This is a genomic window from [Mycobacterium] manitobense (assembly GCF_025821665.1).
Lineage (GTDB): Bacteria > Actinomycetota > Actinomycetes > Mycobacteriales > Mycobacteriaceae > Mycobacterium > Mycobacterium arseniciresistens.
Genome location: NZ_JACKSJ010000118.1, coordinates 1 through 18,173 on the forward strand (window position 1 = coordinate 1; position 18,173 = coordinate 18,173).

General features: G+C 69.3%; 16 protein-coding genes and 1 pseudogene. 3 read left to right on the forward strand and 14 right to left on the reverse strand.

What is annotated here, in order from left to right; translation table 11 throughout:
* Positions 1-261 (reverse strand): annotated as a pseudogene (locus H7I41_RS15295) (LpqN/LpqT family lipoprotein); the annotation flags it as partial.
* Between the two features lie 220 nt (positions 262-481).
* Here H7I41_RS15295 and leuS point away from each other — a divergent pair.
* Positions 482-3,316 (forward strand): leucine--tRNA ligase, encoded by a 2,835-nt coding sequence (leuS, locus tag H7I41_RS15300; RefSeq protein WP_308214626.1) that lies wholly within the window; start codon positions 482-484, stop codon positions 3,314-3,316.
* A 56-nt stretch (positions 3,317-3,372) separates the two neighbouring features.
* Here the strand turns inward: leuS and H7I41_RS15305 are convergent, their stop codons facing one another.
* Positions 3,373-4,038, reverse strand: coding sequence for an SDR family oxidoreductase (locus tag H7I41_RS15305; RefSeq protein ID WP_264013453.1), 666 nt, complete (start codon positions 4,036-4,038; stop codon positions 3,373-3,375).
* Positions 4,039-4,092: 54 nt separating this feature from the next.
* Here H7I41_RS15305 and ggh point away from each other — a divergent pair, with 54 nt between their 5' ends.
* Positions 4,093-5,433, forward strand: a complete 1,341-nt coding sequence (ggh, locus tag H7I41_RS15310) for a glucosylglycerate hydrolase (protein ID WP_264013454.1) — start codon at positions 4,093-4,095, stop codon at positions 5,431-5,433.
* Between the two features lie 9 nt (positions 5,434-5,442).
* On the opposite strand, the gene H7I41_RS15315 is transcribed toward ggh, so the two are convergent.
* From H7I41_RS15315 to H7I41_RS15370, 12 genes are all read right to left on the reverse strand, one after another.
* Complete coding sequence (locus H7I41_RS15315) at positions 5,443-5,910, reverse strand: MarR family winged helix-turn-helix transcriptional regulator (protein WP_264013455.1); 468 nt, start codon at positions 5,908-5,910, stop codon at positions 5,443-5,445.
* Positions 5,911-5,968: 58 nt separating this feature from the next.
* A complete protein-coding gene (locus tag H7I41_RS15320; RefSeq protein WP_264013456.1) occupies positions 5,969-6,706 on the reverse strand; it encodes an amino acid ABC transporter ATP-binding protein in 738 nt (245 codons plus the stop codon).
* Positions 6,706-8,490 carry an ABC transporter substrate-binding protein/permease gene (locus H7I41_RS15325; RefSeq protein ID WP_264013457.1) on the reverse strand — a complete coding sequence of 595 codons (1,785 nt, stop codon included), beginning with the start codon at positions 8,488-8,490 and terminating at the stop codon, positions 6,706-6,708. The genes H7I41_RS15320 and H7I41_RS15325 overlap by 1 nt, the downstream gene beginning before the upstream one ends.
* A 45-nt stretch (positions 8,491-8,535) precedes the next feature.
* A complete protein-coding gene (locus H7I41_RS15330) occupies positions 8,536-9,201 on the reverse strand; it encodes a GntR family transcriptional regulator (protein ID WP_264013458.1) in 666 nt (221 codons plus the stop codon).
* Positions 9,202-9,259: 58 nt separating this feature from the next.
* A complete protein-coding gene (locus H7I41_RS15335) occupies positions 9,260-10,063 on the reverse strand; it encodes an LLM class F420-dependent oxidoreductase (protein WP_264013459.1) in 804 nt (267 codons plus the stop codon).
* 42 nt (positions 10,064-10,105) lie between these two features.
* On the reverse strand, positions 10,106-11,182 hold the full coding sequence (locus H7I41_RS15340) for a hypothetical protein (protein WP_264013460.1): 1,077 nt from the start codon (positions 11,180-11,182) through the stop codon (positions 10,106-10,108).
* A 24-nt stretch (positions 11,183-11,206) separates the two neighbouring features.
* The gene (locus H7I41_RS15345; RefSeq protein ID WP_264013461.1) at positions 11,207-13,276 is read right to left on the reverse strand and encodes a PhoX family protein; all 2,070 of its coding nucleotides are present in this window, start codon (positions 13,274-13,276) and stop codon (positions 11,207-11,209) included.
* Between the two features lie 118 nt (positions 13,277-13,394).
* Positions 13,395-13,697, reverse strand: coding sequence for a hypothetical protein (locus tag H7I41_RS15350; protein WP_264013462.1), 303 nt, complete (start codon positions 13,695-13,697; stop codon positions 13,395-13,397).
* Between the two features lie 87 nt (positions 13,698-13,784).
* Positions 13,785-14,690 carry an Rv0045c family esterase gene (locus H7I41_RS15355; protein WP_264013463.1) on the reverse strand — a complete coding sequence of 302 codons (906 nt, stop codon included), beginning with the start codon at positions 14,688-14,690 and terminating at the stop codon, positions 13,785-13,787.
* Positions 14,691-14,762: 72 nt separating this feature from the next.
* On the reverse strand, positions 14,763-15,869 hold the full coding sequence (locus H7I41_RS15360; protein WP_264013464.1) for an inositol-3-phosphate synthase: 1,107 nt from the start codon (positions 15,867-15,869) through the stop codon (positions 14,763-14,765).
* Between the two features lie 54 nt (positions 15,870-15,923).
* Complete coding sequence (locus H7I41_RS15365; RefSeq protein WP_264013465.1) at positions 15,924-16,469, reverse strand: PadR family transcriptional regulator; 546 nt, start codon at positions 16,467-16,469, stop codon at positions 15,924-15,926.
* Between the two features lie 136 nt (positions 16,470-16,605).
* The gene (locus H7I41_RS15370; RefSeq protein ID WP_264013466.1) at positions 16,606-17,478 is read right to left on the reverse strand and encodes a DUF1707 SHOCT-like domain-containing protein; all 873 of its coding nucleotides are present in this window, start codon (positions 17,476-17,478) and stop codon (positions 16,606-16,608) included.
* Positions 17,479-17,580: 102 nt separating this feature from the next.
* On the opposite strand from H7I41_RS15370, the gene H7I41_RS15375 reads away from it, so the two are divergent.
* A complete protein-coding gene (locus H7I41_RS15375) occupies positions 17,581-18,006 on the forward strand; it encodes a DUF5318 domain-containing protein (protein ID WP_264013468.1) in 426 nt (141 codons plus the stop codon).
* Positions 18,007-18,173: the final 167 nt, after the last annotated feature.

Sequence of the window (18,173 nt, forward strand, 5' to 3'; positions counted from 1 at the left end):
GGTTCCCGGCAGTGCCACGGTGCCGGGCACGGCCGCCGAGCCGGGGAGCAGCCCCGCCTGTCCGACGGCGGGCGAGCCCGCCACCGGAGCGGCGGCAGGCGCGACGGTGACCGTCTGCGTGACCGTCGGGGGGATCGGCACGGACGGTTGCGGATAGGTGGGCTGTGCCGACGCGGTCGCGCCCGCGATGCCGACGACGCCGGCCACACCGGCGGCGATGCCTCCTGCCAGAACCCGCCAGCGGCGGGCGTTTCCGATCATCGACGCCTACCTTTCGAAAGCAGTCGGGCACGTCGTGCCCTCGGTCAGGCGCCGACTGTATCCACGGCGCGGGCTGCGCCGGTAGGCCTGGAACCAAGCCGGGATCAAACACGGACAACTCCGCAACGCAACCGATATCAACCCGTGCCCCCGTGGGTGGCGCAGATCACCTCCGACATGCGCGTTGAGGTGCGTGATCGGGGCTTTATACCCTGGTGAGGTGACCGACTCGCCTGACACCGCCGACACCCCGCAGCACCGCTACACCGCGGAGCTCGCCGGGGACATCGAGCGCACGTGGCAGCAGACCTGGGCGGAGCTCGGCACCTTCAACGTGGCCAACCCCGTCGGGGAGCTGGCGCCGGCCGACGGCACGCCCGTACCCGCCGACAAGATGTTCGTGCAGGACATGTTTCCGTACCCGTCGGGTGAGGGCCTGCACGTCGGACACCCGCTGGGCTACATCGCCACCGACGTCTACGCCAGGTACTACCGGATGACCGGGCGGAATGTGTTGCACGCATTGGGCTTCGACGCGTTCGGGCTGCCTGCCGAGCAGTACGCGGTGCAGACCGGGACGCACCCCCGCACCCGCACCGAGGCCAACATCGTCAACTTCCGGCGCCAGCTCGGCCGGTTGGGCCTGGGCCACGACTCACGGCGCAGCTTCTCCACCACCGATGTCGACTTCTACCGGTGGACGCAGTGGATCTTCTTGCAGATCTACAACGCCTGGTTCGATCCGGCGGTCGCCAAGGCGAGGCCGATCGACGAACTGGTGGCCGAGTTCGATTCCGGCGCACGCCGACTCGACGACCGCCGGGACTGGGCGGAGCTGGACGCCGGTGAGCGCGCCGATGTCATCGACTCCCACCGGCTGGTGTACCGCGCCGACTCGATGGTCAACTGGTGCCCGGGCCTGGGCACGGTGCTGGCCAACGAAGAGGTCACCGCCGACGGCCGCAGCGACCGCGGCAACTTCCCGGTGTTCCGGAAGCGGCTGCGGCAGTGGATGATGCGGATCACCGCCTACTCCGACCGGCTGCTCGACGACCTGGACGTGCTGGACTGGCCCGACAAGGTCAAGGCGATGCAGCGCAACTGGATCGGGCGCTCGACGGGCGCACAGGTCCGGTTCTCCACCGATGCGGGCGACGTCGAGGTGTTCACCACCCGCCCCGACACGCTGTTCGGCGCGACGTATCTGGTGCTGGCGCCCGAGCATCCACTGGTCGAGCAGTTGACCGCGGCGCAGTGGCCGGACGCCGTCGATCCCCGCTGGACCTACGACGGGGCGACGCCCGCCGACGCGGTGGCGGCCTACCGCGCGAGCATCGCCGCGAAGTCCGACCTGGAGCGGCAGGAGAACAAAGCCAAGACCGGCGTGTTCCTGGGCAGCCATGCGGTCAATCCCGCCAACGGGCAACGAGTTCCGATCTTCATCGCCGACTACGTGCTGATCGGCTACGGCACCGGGGCGATCATGGCCGTGCCGGGCGGCGATCAGCGGGACTGGGACTTCGCCACCGAGTTCGGCCTGCCGATCGTGGAGGTCGTCGCGGGGGTCGACATCTCGGAGGGCGCCTACAACGGCGACGGCATCCTGGTCAACTCCGACTATCTGGACGGCCTCGGCGTCTCGGAGGCCAAGCACGCGATCACGCAGCGCCTGGAGGCCGACGGCCGCGGCCGGGCCCGGGTGGAGTACAAGCTGCGCGACTGGCTGTTCGCCAGGCAGCGCTACTGGGGTGAACCGTTCCCGATCGTCTACGACGAGAACGGGCGGGCGCACCCGTTGCCGGAATCGGCGCTGCCCGTCGAGCTTCCGGACATCCCGGACTACGCGCCGGTGCAGTTCGACCCGGATGACGCCGACAGCGAGCCGAACCCGCCGCTGAACAAGGCCACCGACTGGGTGCACGTCGAACTCGATCTCGGTGACGGTCCGAAGTCCTACACCCGCGACACCAACGTGATGCCGCAGTGGGCGGGCAGCTCCTGGTACGAGCTGCGTTACACCGATCCGTACAACAAGGAGGCGTTGGCGGACAAGGAGAACGAGGCCTACTGGATGGGTCCGCGGCCGGCCGAGCACGGTCCGGACGACCCCGGCGGTGTCGATCTGTACGTCGGCGGCGTCGAACACGCGGTGCTGCATCTGCTGTACGCCAGGTTCTGGCACAAGGTGCTCCACGACCTCGGCCACGTCAGTTCGCGGGAGCCGTACCGCCGGTTGATCAATCAGGGCTACATCCAGGCGTTCGCCTACACCGACTCCCGCGGCTCCTACGTGCCCGCTGCGGACGTCGTCGAACGGGACGGCAAGTTCTGGTACGAAGGCGCCGAGGTCTTCCAGGAGTTCGGCAAGATCGGCAAGAGCCTGAAGAACTCGGTGTCACCGGACGAGATCTGCGACAACTACGGCGCGGACACCCTTCGCGTCTACGAGATGTCGATGGGTCCGCTGGAGGCGTCGCGGCCGTGGGCCACCAAGGACGTCGTCGGCGCGCACCGCTTCCTGCAGCGGGTGTGGCGGCTGGTGATCGACGAGCAGACCGGCCGAGACCGTGTCGCCGGCCACGAGGCACTCGACACCGAGACGCTGCGGGTGCTGCACCGCACCATCGCCGGTGTGTCGGAAGACTATGCGGCGCTTCGGAACAACACCGCGGCGGCGAAGCTGATCGAGTACACCAACCACCTCACCAAGGAGGGCGTCACCGCGCGTGCGGCGATCGAGCCGCTGGTGCTGATGGTCGCCCCGCTGGCGCCGCACATGGCTGAGGAGCTGTGGCGCCGCCTCGGCCACGACACCCCGCTGGCGCACGGGCCGTTCCCGGTGGCCGACCCGCAGTACCTGGTGACCGACACCGTCGAGTACCCGGTGCAGGTCAACGGCAAGGTGCGCAGCCGTATCACCGTCGCGGCCGACGCCGCCAAGGACGCGTTGGAGACGGCGGCGCTGGCCGACGAGAAGGTGCAGACGTTCCTGGACGGCGCGACGCCGAAGAAGGTGATCGTCGTCCCCGGCCGCCTGGTCAACCTCGTCGTCTAGAGGGATTTCGGCGCGGAAACGTTCGCTCACCGAACGTGAGCGCGCCGAAATCACTGCTAGCGGGGGCGGACGATCACCTGATGCACGTGAGCGTCCGGTGGGGTGTGCACCGCGTCGGCCACCACCTTGGCGACGGTGTCGGCCTGCAGGAAATCCTCCGGCCGGTAGTCGCGGCCCTCGTAGGCGACGAGATCCTCCTGCATGGCGGTGGCGATCCGGCCGGGATGCACCGACGTCACTCGCAGCGAGGGCTCGTCGGCGCGCAGCGAGTCGGCGAACCCCCGCAACGCGAACTTGCTCGCCGAGTACGACGCCAGCCCCGGTGAGGCGTTGATCCCCGACCCGGAGTTGATGAACACCACCTGACCGCCGGCGGACCGCAACGCGGGCAGCAGCGCCAGGGTCAGGGCGACAGCGCCGACGACGTTGACCTCCATCGTGTCGCGCCACTCCTCGACGCTGGACTCGGCGACCCGGCCCGGATAGGCGACCCCGGCGTTGTGCACCAGCACGTCGAGCTCGACGATCGGCTCGGCGAGCGCCTCGAGCCCGTCGAGATCGCGCAGGTCAAGTGGCCAGGTGGTGGCGCCGAGGCGCTCGGCCACCTCATCGAGCCGGTCCGACGGCCGGCCGGCCAGGAACAGGGTGTGGGTGGGCGCCAGGGCGGCGGCGATGGCCGAGCCGAGCCCGCCTCCTGCGCCGGTGATCATTGCGGTCGGCACAGGTGCGACCCTACCGACCTGCGGACTCGCCCTCGGAGACGCATCATTGAACCGATGCCCCACGATCCCAGCTTCGCGCCCACCCAGCTCGCGGCCCGCGCCGCCTACCTGCTGCGCGGTAACGACCTGGGCTCCATGACGACCGCCGCGCCGCTGCTGTACCCCCACATGTGGAGCTGGGACGCGGCGTTCGTGGCGATCGGACTGGCGCCCTTGAGCGTCGAGCGGGCAGTGGTGGAGCTCGACACGCTGCTGTCGGCGCAGTGGCGCAACGGCATGATCCCGCACATCGTGTTCGCCAACGGCGTCGACGGATACTTCCCGGGCCCGGCACGGTGGGCGTGCTCGGCGCTGGCCCCCGACGCGCCGCGCAACCGGCACACCTCGGGCATCACCCAGCCACCCGTGCATGCGATCGCGGTGCAGCGCATCCTCGACCACGCCCGCACCAGGGGCCGTTCGACGCGTGCGGTCGCCGAGGCGTTCCTGGACCGCCGGTGGCCGGACCTGGTGCGCTGGCACCGCTGGCTGGCCGAGTCCCGCGACCAGAACGAGCACGGCCGAATCACCCTGTACCACGGGTGGGAGTCCGGCATGGACAACTCGCCGCGCTGGGACAGCGCCTACGCCAACGTGATTCCCGGTGCGGTGCCCGAATACCAGCGTGCTGACAACACCATCGTCACCGACGCCAGCCAGCGGCCGTCCGACCACGAGTACGACCGCTACCTGTGGCTGCTCGAGGAGATGAAGTCCGTCCGCTACGACGACGACCTGCTGCCCAAGGTGATGAGCTTCGCCGTCGAGGACGTGTTCGTCTCGGCCATCTTCTCGGTGGCCTGCCAGGTGCTCGCCGAGATCGGCGAGGACTACAAGCGCCCGCACGCCGACGTCCGCGAACTGTACGGCTGGGCGGAGCGGTTCCGCGCAGGCGTCGTCGAGACCACCGACGAACGAACCGGCGCAGCAAGGGATTACGACGTCCGTGCCGAACGGTTGCTCGCCACCGAGACCGTCGTGCAGTTCGCGCCGCTGCTGTGCGGCGGGCTACCGCACGATAAGGAGCGTGCGCTGCTGCGCCTGCTGGAGGGACCGCGGTTCTGCGGTCACCCCGACCTCAAGTACGCGTGCATCCCGTCGACGTCTCCGGTGTCGCGGGACTTCCGGCCGCGCGAGTACTGGCGCGGCCCGGTGTGGCCGGTGATGACGTGGCTGTTCTCGTGGTGCTTCGCCCGCCGCGGCTGGTCCGAACGGGCGCGGGTGCTGCGCCACGAGGGTTTGCGCCAAGCCAGCGACGGCACCTTCGCCGAGTACTACGAGCCGTTCACCGGTGAGCCGCTGGGCAGCATGCAGCAGTCGTGGACGGCGGCAGCGGTGCTGGACTGGCTGGGCTGACCGAACCCGTCAGGTCCGGTTGGTGCGGTCCTCGGGATCGGCGAGGTGTTCCAGCGGGCGCAGCGCCTTGGTGAGCGTCTCGAGTTCGTCGGCGCTGAGCTTGGCCAGCCGCTCGGCCAGCGCGGCCCGGCGGGCGGCGAGCGCCTCGCGGTGCTGCGCCAGGCCCTCTGGCGTGATGTCGACGAGCACCGCACGCAGGTCGGAGGGGTCGCGGGAGCGCTTGACCAGGCCGAGCTTCTCCAGCCGGCGGATCGCGACGGTGGTCGTCGGGGTGCGGACCCGCTCGAGCGCGGCCAGCTCGGTCATCCGGATGGGTCCCTGGTCGAGCAGCGTCAGCAGGATCGAGAGTTGGGCCAGTGTGAGGTCGCCCGCGGTGCCGCGGTTGGCGTCCCCGCGGCGCAGGATCGAGAACACCCGGGACAGCACCCGCTGTAGCTCGCCCGCGAGTTCGGTGACCTGCGGATCGGTCTCGACCATAGTTCGACAGTCTAACGTGTCGGTCCCTGCCAATATGCGATGGAACGTAATTTTCGCGTCAGAGAATTTGTGAGAGGAAGCGGCGCAGCCGATCGGTCTCCGCGCCGTCGAAGATCTGCTCGGGCGGACCCGACTCGACCACCTGCCCGTGGTCCATGAACACCACCGAATCCGCCGTCGACCTCGCGAAACCCATCTCGTGGGTGACCACCACCATGGTCATGCCGTCGGCGCCCAGGTCGGCGATCAGCGCCAGGATTCCCTTGACGAGCTCGGGGTCGAGCGCCGAGGTCGCCTCGTCGAAGAACATCACCTGCGGCGCCATCGCCAGCGCCCGCGCGATCGCCACCCTCTGCTGCTGACCGCCGGACAGCGTGCCCGGCCGCACGTCGGCCTTGTGCCGCAGACCCACCCGGTCCAGCTGGGCGAGCCCCAGTTCGCGGGCGGCGTCGGCGGGCAGCTTCTTCAACCTGCGCGGTGCCATCGTGACGTTGTCAAGCACGCTGCGGTGCGGGAACAGGTTGAACTGCTGGAACACCATGCCGATGCGCTGCCGGAGTTGGTCAGGGTTGTCCCCGAGCACCGAGCGGCCGTCGAGCAGGATGTCACCGCTGTCGGGTTCGTACAGCCGGTTGAGGACGCGCAGCAGCGTCGACTTGCCCGATCCCGACGGCCCGATCACCGTGGCGGTGCTGCCCGCGGGCACGTCGAGGTCGACCCCGCGCAGCACCGCGTTCGGGCCGAACGCGAGGTGAACGTCGTTGCAGGCCAGCGACACCGGTTCGAAGTCAGGCATCAGATCATCTCCTGGTTCGCCGCCGGAGACAGTTCGGGGTCTTCGGCCCGTGCCTGTCTGCCGCGGCGCAGCCGGTTGTCGACGTAGTTGACCAGGTGGGTCAGCGGAATGGTCAGCGCCAGGTACAGCAGCCCGGCGGCCACCAGCGGTGACAGGTTGCCGGTCTGCGCGTTGAGGTCACGCCCGACCTGGAACAGCTCGCGCTGGTTGGCGACCAGTCCGAGGAAGTACACCAGTGACGACGCCTTGAGCAGCGAGATGAACTGGTTCATCAGCGCGGGCAGCACCCGCCGCACGCCCTGCGGGATCACCACCAGCTGCATCGACGTCGAATAGCTGAACCCCAGCGCCCGCGACGCCTCGAGCTGCCCCGCCTCGACGCTCTGGATGCCGGACCGGAAGATCTCGCCGGTGTACGCCGCGGCCATCAGACCCAGGGCCGCGATGCCGAGCGGGAACGGGTTGTTGCCGGTCAGCCCGCCCACCACCGGTCCGAGGCCCAGACCGATCAGCAGGATGATCACCACTTCGGGCAGGCCGCGGAAGATGTCGGTGTACACCCGCGCGGGCCAGCGCAGCAGGCGCGACCGCGAGATGCCTGCGATGGCCAGCGCCATGCCGAGCACCAGGCCGATGACGGCAGCGCTCACCGTCAGGATGAGCGTGTTGGGCAGCCCGGTCTTGAGCAGGTCGGGGAACGCCTGCTTGTACAGGTCCCAGTCGAGGAACGAGTCCTTCAGTTGCGCCAGAGTCGATTTCGGCGCGGCGGGCGCCGCGGCGGGCCGCTCCTGCTGGGCGGCGATGGCCGCGAAGTCGGGCAGCTGCGGCGCGGGCGCGGCCTTCGAGCCCGGCTTCCAGCCGGGCGGCAGCGCGCGTGGCACCCAGTCGGAGTACAGCCGGGCCCACGTGCCGTCGGCGATGATCGCGTCGAGCCCGGAGTTGAGCGCGTCGATCAGCGGCTGGTTCTCCTTGGCCACCGCCCAGGCGACGAAATTGTCCAGGCTGAAGGTGTTCTCGATGATCTGCGCGGGATCGCCGGCCTGGACGGTGCCGGACGCCTGCTGCGAGGGCGCCACCCACGCGTCGATCTGCCGGGTCTTGAGGCTGGCGTAGACGGTGTTGTAGTCCGGGTACTTCACCGGGTCCAGTCCGAGCGTCTTGACGACGTACTCCTCCTGCACGGTGCCCTGCACGACGCCGATCCGTTGACCCGCCCGCAGGTCCGAGAAGCCGGTGATCGCCGATCCGCTCGGCACCACCAGCGAGAAGTAGCCGAAGTCGTAGCCGTTGGTGAACCCGACGGTCTGCCGCCGGGCGTCGGTGGTGGTGATCGACGACGAGCCGACGTCGAAGCGCCGCGCCGCGGTCTGGGCGAGCAGTCCGGAGAACTCGGTGCCCACGAATTCGACCCGCAGCCCCAGCTTGTCGGCGATCGCGCGCAGCAGTTCATTGTCGAATCCGGTGAACTGTCCGGCGGAGTCGATGCAGATGCTCGGCGGCGCGTCGGACAGCGTGCCGACGGTGAGCACGCCGGGGCGGCTCAGGTTCAGCGCGCCTTCGTCGACGCGGTCCAGCGGCACCACGTTCGGTGTGGTGTACCGGTCGGCGCCGGGACCCTGGTCGGCCGCAGCGAGGTTGGTCGGTAGCGCGCTGGCGCTCTGCACCCCCGGCGGCGCGCACTGGTCGGTCTGCGCGGCAGCCGGTGCGGCGAACCCGAGGCCGGCGACCATGGCCCAGACCATCAGGACGGTCGCCGCCACCGCGGGAAGTCGTCGGGCGCTCATGAAGGCAACCTATCGGCCGCCCGCCTCAGGGTGCGCCGGTAGGCCTCAATGCGATCGCAAGTCGCCCAGGACGCCGCGCCGGGTCAGTTCGGCGATCATGATCGTGGCCATCAGCTCCGCCCGGTGCGCCCACACCGCCCGCGCCGCGTCGGGGTTGCCGTCGCGGATGGCGCGGGTCTCGTCCTCGTAGCCGGGCAGGAACTCCTGCTTGCTCTTCGGGTAGGTGGTCCAGAACTCCGACGGCGCGAAGCTCTGCGCGGCGCGGATCGCGGCCTGCAGCCGCGGGCCTGCGTACTCGTCGTTGACGGTGTCGCGGTAGTGCCAGCAGGCTTCCTGGAACGACCTCGGATCCTTCGCCGAACGCAGGGTGTGCAGTGCGCTGTCGAGCCGGGCGAGCACCCGCGGCGTGGGGTCCGTCGCGGCACGCGCTGCGGCGAGGCCGTTCAGGATCCCGTAGAGCTCGTGGTGTTCACGCAGCGCGGCCTCGTCGAACGGCTCGACGAACGCGCCGCGGTGGTACCGCGTCGACACGATGCCGTCGTGCTCGAGTTGCACCATCGCCTCCTGGATCGGCACCCGGCTCAGGCCGAGGTCCTTGGCGATCTCGTTGCGGTCGATGCGGTCACCGCCGCGCAGCTTGCCCGTCATCACCAGGTTGATGACGTGCGCGACGACCTGGTCCTTCTCTTTGACCCCGTACTTCTTCGGCATTCGCGCTGACCCCCCAGTCGGCTGGCGCTCAGTGTCTCACGGGGTCAGGCGGCCGAGGTCAGCCCGCCTGCTCGTCGCGCCACCGGCACAGCGCCTCGGCGGCCGACAGGTCGTAGTCGGGGCCGTTGACGCCGATGGTGAGCAGGGTGACGCCCAGCCCGACGAGCGCGTCGGCCTCGGCGAGCATCGCGTCGTGTCCGCGTTCGGGCACTCCGGAGGAGCGTTCGACGGCCGACGGTTCGCGGCCGACGTCGGCGCAGTGCCGGTCGAGCACCTCGGCCTTGCCGGGGTAGGTGCTGCGGTCGGTGAAGCCGTGCCAGATGTCGGCGTACTCGGCGACCATGCGCAGCGTCTTCTTCTCGCCCTGCCCGCCGATCAGGATCGGGATGTCGCGGGTGGGCGCGGGTTTGAGCTTGGCCAGCCGGGACTTGATGCGCGGCAGCGCCGCCGCGAGGTCGTTCAACCGGCTGCCCGCGGTGCCGAAGTCGTAGCCGTACTCGTCGTAGTCCTTCTGCTTCCAGCCCGAACCGATGCCGAGGATCAGCCGGCCTTCGGAGATGTGGTCGACGGTGCGCGCCATGTCGGCCAGCAGTTCCGGGTTGCGGTAGGAGTTGCAGCTCACCAGCGCGCCGATCTCGATGCGCGAGGTCTGCTCGGCCCAGGCCGCGAGCATGGTCCAGCATTCGTAGTGCGCGCCCTCGGGGTCGCCGTAGAGGGGGAAGAAGTGGTCCCAGTTGAAGGCGACGTCGACGCCGATGTCCTCGCAGCGCCGGACGGCGTCGCGGATGTGGCGGTATTCGGAGGAGTGCTGGGGCTGGAGCTGAACGCCGATGCGCACGGGGCGGGTTGAGGCTGAGGTCACCTCGCCACGGTAACCGCTGCCGGACAGCGGGCGCCGCGACGTTCAGCCGAATCGCAGCTGGATGCGATGGTCTTCGTCGGTGACGTAGTAGGTCTGTCCGCCTTCGACGGCGAGGCCTTCGACGTTGCGGAGGTCGGGGAAGTCGCGAACCAGCTCGGCGTGCACGGGGCCTGCGTGCCGGTCGTCGCCGGGCAGGGTGAAGCGCCAGTGCGCACAGTGCGCGTCGGCGCCCTCGGGGTGATCTTCGAGCAGCACCGAGCCCTTGCCTGTCGCGTCGATCGAGCCGACGATCGCGTCGTAGACGTCGTCGCCCGACCGGGACAGGGCACGGAAGCCGACGAGCGCGCCCGGCGGGGACACCCCCGCCAGTTCCCATACCCGGACGACGGTCGGCGCGTCGGCCTCACCGTCGAACATGGCGGGCACGCCGGACAGCTCGACGAGGATCGGCTCTCCTTCCGCGGTCGACGGGAAGCGCAGTGCCAGCAGGAGATTGCCGTTCGGGCGGAAGGCGGCGCCCTCGATGTTGATCGGCACGTCGCGCTCGGTCAACCGGTCGACCCAGCTCTTGTCACGCTGGGTGCCGCGTTCGATGGTGCTCGCGATGAAGCGGGTGCGCACGGTGTCGCCCGGGGTGATCGCGACGACGTGGGACGCGTCGAGCGCGTCGTTGATCAGCCGGTGCAGCCCGAACTTGTTGCGCCGGATGTCAAGGGGCAGCTCGGCTTCGGGCACTGTGCGGTCGATCGACTGTTCGTCGAACCGGGCGAGGAAGGCGCGCTTGGCCTGTAGCGGTCCGCCCTTGGACCCGTAGTGCGACCCCACCACGTAGACCCAGCCGGCGTGTCGCGCGACCGCTTCGGCGTCCTCGGTCCGTCCCTTCTCCCGGCCGGCGACGGCAGGCAGCGGGTGGATGTCCCAGCCGCTGTCCGGCGCCGCGCCGCGGGCGTGCCCGAGCACGGCGATGCAGTCCTCGGCCGCACCTTCGTCGAGTACGGTCCAGAAGCCGAGGTCCCAGCCGTGTGCGTCCAGCAGCGCGTCGTTGTCGACGTGCACGAGGTCCGAGGCCTCATTGCCCTCGTGGGCGAGGTCGATGCTGACGAGCTCGGACGGCGACATCCGCCGATGCTAGCGGCCCGCCGCTCACACGCCGATCTGGCCGTCGGCCTTCCACACCGCGACCACCGACGGCCGCGCCGTGCCGTTGCCGCCCTCCGGCCAGCGGGACTTCGGGTTGTCGATGCTGTTGTCGTCGTACTCGCCGGGATGCTGAACGCTGACGGTGACGAGGTCGTCGGTGATCACCGGGCCGCAGGTCTCCGCGCCGAGCGGCACGGTGAGGAACTGCTTGGTCTCTCCGCGGTTGGGCCCGTCCAGGGCGACGGCGAACAGGCCGTCGTTGGAGTCGAGCGCGTTGCCGTCGGTGGAGATCCACAGGTTGCCGTGGCTGTCGAACGCCAGGTTGTCCGGGCACGAGATCGGGCTGACCTTCGTCTTGTCGAACCCGGCGAAGTAGGTGTCGGCCGCGGCGGGGTCACCGCACACCAGCAGCAGGTCCCAGGTGAAGTCGGTGCCGGTGTGGTTGTCGGTGATCTCGAGGACCTGCCCGCTCTTGTTGTCGTTGCGGGGGTTGGCCGCATCGACCGGCGCCTCACCCGGCGCGCCGCGTTCGTCGTTGTTGGTCAGCGCGACGTAGACCTTGCCGGTCTTCGGGTCGGCCTCGAAGTCCTCCGGGCGGTCCATCTTGGTGGCGCCTGCCTTGTCGGCGGCCATCCGGGTGAACACCGCCGCCTCCTGCGCGGTGATCCCGGGCACCAGCGACTCGGCCTGCCCGTTCGGGCCCGAGCGCAGCAGCGGCAGCCAGGTGCCGGTGCCGCTGAACGAACCCTTGGCCGGCAGCTTGCCCGACCCGTCGATCTCGCCGGCCGGGATGTCGCTGGTCAGCTTGGCGACGTACAGCGTGCCCTCGTCGAGGATGGCCATGTTGTCGGCCATGGCGGCCGGCTCGCGGCCGGGCTGGATCTTTCGGCTCGACACGAACTTGTACATGTAGTCGAAGCGTTCGTCGTCGCCGGTGTAGGCGACCACGGAACCGTCGCCGGTGACGTAGATGTTGGCGCCCTCGTGCTTGAGCCGGCCCATCGCGGAGTGCTTCACCGGCGTCGACGCCGGGTCCCAGGGATTGAGTTCGACGACGTAGCCGAAGCGGTTCACCTCGTTGGGCGTCCTTGCCGCGTCGAAGCGGGGATCGAAGGTCTCCCACAGGAGTTCGGACGGTTCGAGCGCGACGCCGTAGCGGTCCTGGCGGTCGGCGTCCACCGGGCTGGGCTTCGGCGCACCTTCGGCCGCCCCGAAGTAGGAGTGGAAGTTCTCCTCGCCGGACAGCACGGTGCCCCACGGGGTGACGCCGCCGGCACAGTTGGCGAAGGTGCCGAGCACGGTCCGGCCGGTCGGGTCGGCCGCCGTCTTGACGAAGTCGGTGCCGGCGGCGGGGCCGGTCAGCGCGAACGGGGTGTCGGCGGTGATGCGGCGGTTGTAGCGGCCCATCACCGGGCGCAGGCCGCCGCCGGGCGCCCGCTCGACCTCGACGACGCCCATGCCGATCGCGGCGATCTCGATGTCGAACTGCTCTCGCGTCGGGGCGTCGGCTTTGTAGCCGGGGAACATGAACTGCGGCGTGACGTACTCGAAGTTGGTGACCAGCAGGAAGTGGCCGGGCGTGCCGTCGACCGGGAGCAGCGCGGCGAAGTCGTTGTTGAAGCCGAACTGTCCGCGCTGCGCGGCGGCGGTCTGCTTGGTGACGTCGAACTTCGGCGCACCGGGCAGCACCGGGTCGCCCCAGCTGATCACGACGCCCTGCTGGTACCCCTCGGGCACGACGACGGCGTCCTCGCTGTTGGGGGCGACGGCGCTGAACTTCATTCCCGGCGGCGTCTCGGGTGGGGCCGACGTGGTGGGCGAGCCCTGGGGCGCATCCTCGGTGCCGCAGGCCGCGAGCACGGAGCCCGCGCCGACGGCCAGCACGGTCACGCCGGTGGCCCGGATCATCGAGCGGCGGGAGACCGCCTTGACGATGTCGCCGAAGTACTCGTTGTCGCTGGTGTTCGGCGCGGGCTTGGAGCAGGCGTCACCGCACTTGTAGCGGCAGGTGATGTGTTGTCGCGAGGACCGGCCGTCGTGGGTGACGAACAGGTTCAGTGGCACAAGCGCCATGGGGGCAGTTTCCTTCCACTCACCGGCCGCGGGCTGGGCGGTCGGGACCAGCCGAAACCTACGGCAGGCGGGTCGACGTCCGGGAAGCATTGGGTGAACAGCAGGCGACGTGTGGCCCTCACGGCGTGCGGATGCGGAGCTCGAGCCGGTCGGCCCGTAGGCAGACCACCTCGATGATGCGGTGCCAATCGCCGATGGTCAGCTCGAGCTGCCGCATCGCCTCGTCGACCGTCCACGAGCCGGGCCTGCCGTTGACGTCGGGCGTCGACGGACCCCAGTCGAGGAAGGTGCCGTCGGCGCCGAACTCGACGCCGCCGCGGCGGCGGGACGGCGGGAAGTCGTAGTCGTCGGGGCGGTACACCCGGATGCCTTCGTGGTCCTCTTCGAAGGAGTGGCGCCAGCGGCCCTCCATGGTGGTCACTGTGCGTATCCACTGGCGGTCATGTTTGCTCCCGTCGATCGTCTCCCGACGATCACACGGCGGCGCCCGCACGGCGTGAGTAGTGGACTACGCGAGCTCTTCGCGCAGGATCTCGATCAGTCGGAGCGGCTGGTCGCCCTGCACCGAGTGCCCGGAGTCTGCGACGACGACGGTGCGCAGGAAGCCCGGCGCGTTGCGGCTGAACGCCTCGGCGTCCTCGTCGTTGACGAAGTGCGAGTTCGCGCCGCGCACCAGCGTGGTGGGCATGGTCAGGGCTGGGACGTCGTCCCACAGTCCCTCGAAGCCGTCGCCGGTGCGGAAGGAGTCGTACCGCCACGTCCAGGTGCCGTCGTCGAGCTGCTTGGTGTTGTGGAACACGCCGCGCCGCAACGATTTCGGGTCGCGATGCGGGGCCGCGGCGACGGTGACGTCGAGCATCGCCCGGAAGCTCGGGAAGGTGCGGTCACCCTGAACCAGCGCGACGGTGCCCTTCTGCGCATCGGTCATCTCGGTGTGCCGCTCGGGCGCCGACGGCGTGACGTCGACCAGCACCAGCCGGGGCACGAGGTCGGGTTCGGCGGCGGCCAGCCGGATGGCGGTGAGGCCGCCCAGCGACATTCCGACGATCAGGTCGGCCGACGCCGCGAGCTCACGCAGCACCGGGGCGATCGCGACGGCGTTCTCCCGCGGGCCGTAGTCGCCGTCCTCGCGCCACGCGGACCGGCCGTGGCCGGGCAGGTCGATTGCCAGGGCGGGTTGCCCGAGGCCCAGGATCACGGTGTCCCAGGTGTGCGCGTTCTGCCCGCCGCCGTGCAGGAACACCACGCGCGGCGATGCGTCGCCGAACTTCAGGGCGCTGATCCCGCCGCGGTGGACGCGCTGCGCCGGAGGAATCTCGGAGACGCCCGCCTGCTCGGCGTTCTCGGGCAGGAGCGCGAATTCGTCGAGGGTCGGCAGTTGATCGTCGGTGATCACGCCGCGGACCTTACCCATGAAATGACTCTGCGCCCAGGGTGAAGAAGTGCGAGAGACGCACGCCCTGAGCGCAGAGTCAACGGGAAAGAATCAGCCCTCGATGAAGCTCTCGAGCTGCGTGCGGGCGATGTCGTCCGGCAGCTGCTGCGGCGGGCTCTTCATCAGGTAGGCCGAGGCGGCGACGACGGGGCCGCCGATGCCGCGGTCCTTGGCGATCTTGGCGGCGCGCACCGCGTCGATGATGACGCCTGCGGAGTTCGGCGAGTCCCACACCTCGAGCTTGTACTCCAGGTTCAGCGGCACGTCACCGAAGGCGCGGCCCTCGAGGCGCACGTAGGCCCACTTGCGGTCGTCGAGCCAGCCGACGTGGTCGGACGGTCCGATGTGGACGTCCTTGGTGTTGAACTCGCGCTGCAGGTTGGACGTCACGGCCTGGGTCTTGGAGATCTTCTTCGACTCCAGCCGCGAACGCTCGAGCATGTTGAGGAAGTCCATGTTGCCGCCGACGTTGAGCTGCATCGTGCGGTCGAGCTGCACCCCGCGATCCTCGAACAGCTTGGCCATCACGCGGTGGGTGATGGTGGCGCCGACCTGGCTCTTGATGTCGTCGCCGACGATCGGCACACCGGCGTCGGTGAACTTCTTCGCCCACACCGGGTCGCTGGCGATGAACACCGGCAGCGCGTTGACGAACGCCACGCCGGCGTCGATCGCACACTGGGCGTAGAACTTGTCGGCTTCTTCGGAGCCCACCGGCAGGTAGGACACCAGCACGTCGACGCGGGCGTCTTTGAGCGCCTTGACGACGTCGACGGCCTCGGTGTCGGACACCTCGATGGTCTCGGCGTAGTACTTGCCGATCCCGTCGAGCGTCGGGCCGCGCTGCACCGTCACATTGGTCGGCGGCACGTCGGCGATCTTGATCGTGTTGTTCTCCGACGCGAAGATCGCCTCGGACAGGTCGAATCCGACCTTCTTGGCGTCGACGTCGAATGCGGCGACGAACTTGACGTCGCGCACGTGGTACTGGCCGAGTTTGACGTGCATCAGACCGGGCACGGTCGCCGTCTCATCGGCATCGTGGTAGTACTGCACGCCCTGCACCAATGAGGACGCGCAATTGCCCACACCGACGATGGCGACCCTGACTTCTGAATTCGATGTCGCCGGCTGGCCGGCTCCGACGTGCTCGGTCATGTGGACGTTCTCCCTCTCGATACTGATTCGGTACTGCTCAGCTGTATTGGTTTCTCACGCGTTGTCAGCGCGCCCCTGGCCCTGACGTTCTGCCGCGATCAGCTCGTTGAGCCACTTCACTTCTCGTTCGCTGGACTCCAGCCCGAGCTGATGCAGCTGGCGGGTATAGCGATCGAATGAGCTGCTGGCCCGTGCAACTGCTTCACGCAGGCCTTCCCGGCGTTCCTCCACCTGACGACGGCGCCCCTCGAGGATCCGCATCCGGGCCTCGGCCGGGGTGCGGTTGAAGAAGGCCAGGTGCACTCCGAATCCGTCGTCGGAGTAGTTCTGGGGACCGGTGTCGGCGACGAGTTCGGTGAACCGCGCCTTACCGGTGTCGGTGAGCCGGTAGACCCGCCGCGCGCGGCGGCGCGTGAGCGTGCCCTCGGGCGCGGCATCCTCGGCGATGAGGCCGTCGGCCTGCATGCGCCGCAGCGCCGGGTAGAGCGAACCGTAGGAGAACGCCCGGAAAGCGCCGAGTAAACCGGTCAGGCGTTTGCGCAACTCGTAGCCGTGCATGGGCGACTCGAGCAGAAGACCCAGAATGGCGAGCTCCAGCATCGATTCACCCCCTTCGGCAGAAATTTGCTCGCGCCGTTACGACGCTTCAACACCTCGGCCAACTGTATCGCGCCGATATATATGACGCTACATCAGCGCGCACATTCGTTCACCCGCGGTTCACCCGCGGTGGCGGTCAGGAAGCCCGGTAGACGTCCTTGAGTTCGCCGTCGGGGGTGAGGGTGAAGTGCCCGTCCTTGAACTCGCCGTCCACGTAGACCATGAGCCTGACGTCGCCGGGCGTCAGCGGATCGTCGGAGGGGCTGATGTCCAGCCGCAGTTCGGCCGGATCGTTCGCCGGAAGGCCGACCGTCTGTGGACCGCCGCGCATCGCCCCGAGCACCGCCTCGACGTTGAACCTCGCCAGGTCGATCGGACGGGCGTCGGAGTCGGTGTTGGACTCCGACGGATCGTCACTCCAACCGCCGGCGTAGGTGTACATCAACGTGCGGCGGGCGTCGCGGGGGTCGGGGATCCGCAGATAGGCCTGGTCGGGCCGGATGTCGAGTTCGAAGCCCTCGGTACTGCCGAACTTCTTGCGCATCTGCTCGAACAACCCGTTGATGCCGCCGAGGGACAGCAGCTGCCGCGGCGGGGTGAGCACACGCGCCGGGATGCCGTCGGCCTTCGCGCCCGGATCGGTCTCGAAGCTCAGCGGCGAACTGGTGTTGCCGTACAGCCCCCAGCCGACGGCGATCCCGAAGAGCACCAGCACCGCCGCGGTCGCCAGGCGCAGGCCCCAGCCGGCGCCGGTGCCGGGCTGGGGCAGCTTGCGGGGCTCCTTGAGATCGCGCATCTGCGCCGGTGCGGCGGTCTGCAGATCGCTCATCAACGCCTGCAGGTCGCCGAGGGTGGCGGCATTGGTGGCGGCCTTCACCCGTTCGCCGTGCTCGGTCATCGACAGCTGACCTTCGGCCAGCGCGGTGTCGAGCACCTTGCACGTGTCGTTCCGGTCGGTGTCCCTCGCTCGGGTGCCAGACGTCCGCCGCCCCGATCCCGCTGTCGCCACGACGATGATCGTAGGGCCATCGGCGCAGTCCAGGCGGGTCAACCCGGACGTGCCGATGCAGTCGGCCTTCGGTGGTCGTGGCCCCGACGTACTCTGGTCTCCGTGCGACTGCAGCGACAGGTGGTGGACTACGCCCTTCGGCGGCGGTCTCTGCTGGCCGAGGTGTACTCGGGACGCACCGGTGTCTCGGAGGTCTGCGACGCCAATCCTTATCTGCTGCGGGCCGCGAAGTTCCATGGCAAGCAGAGCTCGGTGATGTGCCCGATCTGTCGCAAGGAGCAGCTGACCCTGGTGTCGTGGGTGTTCGGCGATCACCTCGGCGCGGTGTCGGGATCGGCGCGTACCGCCGAGGAGCTCGTGCTGCTGGCGACCCGATTCGACGAATTCTCCGTACACGTGGTGGAGGTATGCCGGACCTGCGAGTGGAATCACCTGGTGAAGTCATATGTGCTAGGCGCGATTCCACCCCCCAAGAAGTCGCGCGGCACCCGAACGGCGCGCAGTCGTGCGCGCACGGCCAGTGAATAGCGAAGGGCGCCACGACCGGTCAGCCAGCGATGCCCGCAAGGGGCAGGCGGCTGAGCGCGGGGGTGCGCCCACACCTGGTTCTCCGAGTGGTCCGCCGCCGTGGGGGCGTTCCCAGCGGCCCGGCCAGGGCCCGGCCCGCCGGCCCGGTCCGCCCGACCGTCCGCGCC

What these genes read in the sequence shown, in the direction of transcription:
- H7I41_RS15345 (WP_264013461.1), bottom strand. Translation starts at nt 13,276, where the DNA reads ATGGCGCTTGTGCCACTGAACCTGTTCGTCACCCACGACGGCCGGTCC.
- H7I41_RS15355 (WP_264013463.1), bottom strand. Translation starts at nt 14,690, where the DNA reads ATGGGTAAGGTCCGCGGCGTGATCACCGACGATCAACTGCCGACCCTC.
- H7I41_RS15365 (WP_264013465.1), bottom strand. Translation starts at nt 16,469, where the DNA reads ATGCTGGAGCTCGCCATTCTGGGTCTTCTGCTCGAGTCGCCCATGCAC.
- H7I41_RS15330 (WP_264013458.1), bottom strand. Translation starts at nt 9,201, where the DNA reads ATGCCGAAGAAGTACGGGGTCAAAGAGAAGGACCAGGTCGTCGCGCAC.
- H7I41_RS15315 (WP_264013455.1), bottom strand. Translation starts at nt 5,910, where the DNA reads ATGGTCGAGACCGATCCGCAGGTCACCGAACTCGCGGGCGAGCTACAG.
- H7I41_RS15320 (WP_264013456.1), bottom strand. Translation starts at nt 6,706, where the DNA reads ATGCCTGACTTCGAACCGGTGTCGCTGGCCTGCAACGACGTTCACCTC.
- H7I41_RS15325 (WP_264013457.1), bottom strand. Translation starts at nt 8,490, where the DNA reads ATGAGCGCCCGACGACTTCCCGCGGTGGCGGCGACCGTCCTGATGGTC.
- ggh (WP_264013454.1), top strand. Translation starts at nt 4,093, where the DNA reads ATGCCCCACGATCCCAGCTTCGCGCCCACCCAGCTCGCGGCCCGCGCC.
- H7I41_RS15340 (WP_264013460.1), bottom strand. Translation starts at nt 11,182, where the DNA reads ATGTCGCCGTCCGAGCTCGTCAGCATCGACCTCGCCCACGAGGGCAAT.
- H7I41_RS15360 (WP_264013464.1), bottom strand. Translation starts at nt 15,869, where the DNA reads ATGACCGAGCACGTCGGAGCCGGCCAGCCGGCGACATCGAATTCAGAA.